General features: G+C 41.1%; 4 protein-coding genes. All 4 read left to right on the top strand.

Annotated elements, in window-relative coordinates; translation table 11 throughout:
- Nucleotides 1–911, top strand: a 911-nt coding sequence (locus tag ACYSNS_RS14425) for a type VI secretion system Vgr family protein (protein ID WP_461723877.1), incomplete at its 5' end; no start/stop codon positions are given.
- Nucleotides 912–921: 10 nt separating this feature from the next.
- The gene (locus ACYSNS_RS14420) at nucleotides 922–1995 is read left to right on the top strand and encodes a polymorphic toxin type 44 domain-containing protein (RefSeq protein ID WP_461723876.1); all 1074 of its coding nucleotides are present in this window, start codon (nucleotides 922–924) and stop codon (nucleotides 1993–1995) included.
- A 475-nt stretch (nucleotides 1996–2470) separates the two neighbouring features.
- On the top strand, nucleotides 2471–2776 hold the full coding sequence (locus ACYSNS_RS14415) for a PAAR domain-containing protein (RefSeq protein ID WP_461723875.1): 306 nt from the start codon (nucleotides 2471–2473) through the stop codon (nucleotides 2774–2776).
- Between the two features lie 19 nt (nucleotides 2777–2795).
- A partial coding sequence (locus ACYSNS_RS14410) for a hypothetical protein (protein ID WP_461723874.1) occupies nucleotides 2796–3344 on the top strand: 549 nt, incomplete at its 3' end.

The following is a 3344-nucleotide window of genomic DNA, read 5'->3' as shown; positions in this document are numbered from 1 at the left end:
AAGTCCACTTCCCATGGGACCGCCACAAGGAACCCAATGCAGAAGACTCATCATGCTGGATCCGTGTGTCGATGAACTGGGGTGGCGGCAAATGGGGCCATGTGGCGCTCCCACGCATCGGCCACGAGGTTATCGTCGACTTCCTCGAGGGCGACCCCGATCAGCCGATTGTGACTGGACGCACGTATCATGAAGTCAATATGCCGCCATACAACTTGCCTGAACATAAAACCAAAATGGTCCTTCGCTCCGATACCCATAAAGGTAAAGGGTTTAATGAAATCTCGTTTGAAGATGATTGTAATAAAGAGCAAATCTACGTTCATGGACAAAAGGACCGTACAGAAAAGATCAAAAATAATCATACCGAACGAATTGATAACAATTGGGTGCAATCTGTTGGAAATAACAAGGCGACAGAAGTGCAAAATCATCATCATGAAACTATAGGTGGTAATATGACTATCACCATAGGGCCGAGTGGCAATAATACATTGGTGGATAAAAGAATGCTTACATATCCAGGTGGTATCAGAGAAGCAGCAGAATGGTTGGAACAATCGAGTAACAGAGGATCAGGAGGTGATCTTATTTTATCTTTGGATAACGATAAGATAGAGACAATCGGTGGCAATAAAACGCTTCATGTCAAAGATGGTTCATATTCACATATAGAAAAAACATATGAATTAAGATCGGGAAAGAATATTTCTTTTACAGCGCGCAGTAAATATACTGAGAATATTGGTACATCTAAATTAATACAAGCGGGTGAAGATATAATTTTATCAACGGGTAGTTCTCGTTTGGTTATGAAGGCCAATGGAGAGATCCACATTTTAGGGTCAAATATAGTGATCAACGGAACGGATATCGTAAAGTTATTAGGCCAAAAAATCAAATTAAATTGAGGAATAAGCTATGTCGAAAACACATTGGCTTACGCTGAAAATAAGAGTAGGCAACAGCCCTAAGATTACCCACAATGAACAAATGATACTAAAAGTATGTTTTGATGAACACGCTGCAGTGGGAGATCAAAAACAATATCGTTATGACGCCGAATATAGCGGTCTCGAACCTTTACTAAAAGAAGGGGAGCAGAGATTTGATTTTGAGATTACAGAAGCTGAATACAATGCTAGTTATTTTCAAGTGCACATATGGGGTGAGCCTTACGGATATGTTGCATTCAGAAAGACGGGTATCGCACAAAATTTAGCTCTTGGACGGTTGCGTTTGGAACCAAAGAATTGTCAAAAAGGAACGGTCATTGATCGCCCGCCAAATGCCAGAGACAATGACTTGCAGATATTGTGTGAATTGGAAGCTGTACAGTCAGTCGTAAATTATATGACCGATGAACTTAATACAAATCAAAGCAGTTCTTACGCCAATGACATAAAAAAACAGTTAGATAATGCTAGAGAACTTTACAGAAAAGGCAATGTTGGCGAAGGACCGCAAACGATCGACCCCCGCCGTGGTGGCATTTTTCAGCCTGAAAAGAGCCTTCCTTTAACGAACCAAGCTGATTACGCAGCACGGATTGCTGTTGATGATTTCGCTTGCTTAGTACATTCTAATAGTGATCGTCTTGCGAGCATGGCCCAAGATTTATATTTTTGCGGAAGAATTACTCCGAAAGGAGGAGTTTGGGATCATAAACCCAAAATTATCCAAATATGGGGAACCGATAATCGTTTAGGTAATCGGAAGATAGTTTATTTTTATGATATTTGGTCAAATATACATTACGGATATATCGGAAAAAAGATCGGGTTCACAGACTATATTCTTTTGAAAGGAGCAGATGGTGCACAGCAATTCGACAATAAAGATTCATCAAAGGACGATCCGGTTGATCAGCAAGCTATTAGGGAAGGAATACAGCTTGCGAATAAATCGACGGTTCACATTGCTGATTTGATACAAATCGTTGAAAAGCATCCTGATTGGGATGCCTTTCTTAGAAAAAATAAGGAAACAGATTAAAATGATTTATAGGTTTATTTTTAAGTTTTTTTTGATCATATTTTTTGTATTTTTTTATTCGTATTTATTTATTTGTATATTTAACTGGTATTTGCCTAAAAAAACTTTCAATGAATTTGGTAAAGATGTTGTTTTTTTTAGTGATAAAGCAGGTGCTTTTTCAACATCAGGATTTTTAGGGCCACGTATATGGTGCACAAAAGACGTAAAAGACATTTCAATGAACACGATATTTACACGCGCGGCGTTAAAGTATCTCAATCTAGACTGGAACCATAAAAACGACGTTCATAATCCAATCTATTTCGGTATTGTTGACAGTAATAATGACGTTTATAGTTGGAGTTTTAAAAAGATGGATTATGTTTTAATGGATTATCCGAATGGATGGGATTCTTTATATCATATATTTGTAAAATCCGACGCAAGAAAATGCGCGCTTGAGTTGGAATAAATATGAAGTAAGAGGTGATAAATGCCCTCCAGTGTGCGCAAAGGTGATGTCGGATCTGGCCATAGCTGCCATTATCCGCCGACGGCAGCGACAAGCGGCAGCTCTGATGTGTTTGTGAATGATATTCCCGCCGTTCGGGTGGGTGATAGCTATGCGGCGCACGGATGTCCCACCTGTCCGGCACCCGATCATGGTCGCAAGCAAGCGGCGGGTTCACCAACGGTGTTTATCAATGGCCGTCCTGCCGCGCGTATTGGTGATGCGATTGACTGCGGCGGCGTTTCACAGACTGGCTCCGGTGATGTGTTCTTTGATGACGGTGCTTAATTAAAAGCTGAGAGTGACCATGCAGCACTGGCAGATTGATGATATTGTTCCTCTTATAAAGTTAGATGAAGGCTTTTCACCACTGGATATCTGGCAGGAAATTCACACGACAGCAGAGATTTGGGAGCGTGGTCTTGGTGATGACACTGATCATCAAGAACAACTAAACACAGCGCTGCGCATGGCAACGCGCCTTAAAAACTTCCCTGCACAACGCTGGATAGGTTTTAATCATGCTATCGGTTGGACAAAAGAAGCTGCAACTTTATTAAGCTGGTGCGAAGGTGGTCGGTTAAGAGATATTTTAACAATCTGGAACAAGCTTGGCTTCACGCTTAATGCAAATAATAAAAGCGACTTTTCTGCTTTGCTGCTTAATCCTTCATTGTTGCCCGCAAATCAACTATCACAGATCATTGAATGCGGAGAACATAAAGTAGCAAGCGTTTGCCTGCTTCTTTCAGCGCGCATTGAGCTACCTGAAATTGACATCCCCCTTGATCTGCAAGAGCGTCTGCCAGAGCCTGTCAAAACAATACTCACAGGCAAGGGTTTTGAAATGCATCGC

This window comes from Bartonella sp. LJL80 (assembly GCF_054871565.1).
Note: the sequence above shows the minus strand (reverse complement) of the source record. Positions and strands in the feature narration are given on the sequence as shown.